This window comes from Kitasatospora sp. MBT66 (assembly GCF_000710405.2).
Lineage (GTDB): Bacteria > Actinomycetota > Actinomycetes > Streptomycetales > Streptomycetaceae > Kitasatospora > Kitasatospora purpeofusca.
Map to the genome: position 1 here is coordinate 31,508 of NZ_JAIY01000007.1, position 582 is coordinate 32,089.

1 protein-coding gene is annotated in these 582 nt (G+C 77.3%); it reads right to left on the bottom strand.

All coding sequences use genetic code 11. The annotated features are described in order from the left end of the window. Positions 1-61: 61 nt before the first annotated feature. Positions 62-582, bottom strand: a 521-nt coding sequence (locus BI06_RS53675; RefSeq protein WP_043470072.1) for an ERAP1-like C-terminal domain-containing protein, incomplete at its 5' end; no start/stop codon positions are given.

The following is a 582-nucleotide window of genomic DNA, read 5'->3' on the forward strand; positions in this document are numbered from 1 at the left end:
CGGCCGGGGCCCGCCGCGACACGTCGCGGCGGGCCCCGGCCCTGTCTCCCGGTCCCGTCCCTCAGCCCCGGTCGCAGGCCTGCGCCCGCAGCGCCCGGGCCAGGTCGTCCCGGCGCTCCAGCACCAGCCGGCGCAGCGCGGGCGCCGCGTCCGGGTGGCCGGTCAGCCAGGCGTCGGTCTCGGCCAGCGTGGCCTCGTCGACCTGGGCCTGCGGGAAGAAGCCGCCGACGATCCGCATCGCGATCTCGATGGTCCGCTCGGCCCAGACCCGCTCCAGCAGCTTGAAGTAGGGCGCCGCGTAGAGGGTGGTCAGGTCGCGGTGGGCGGGCACCGCGAAGCCGGCGATGTTGGCCTCGACCAGCGCGTTGGGCAGTTCGTCGGAGTCGATCACGGCGGACCAGGCGGCGGCCTTGGCCTCCGGGGTCGGCCGGGCGGCCAGGCACTGGGTGTGCTGGCGGCGGCCGCTCGCGGTGTTGTCGGCGGCGAGCTCCCCGGCCAGCTCCTCCTCGCCGGCCTGGCCGGCCGCGGCCAGGGTCAGCCACAGCGCCCAGCGCAGCTCCTGGTCGACCTCCAGGCCGTCGA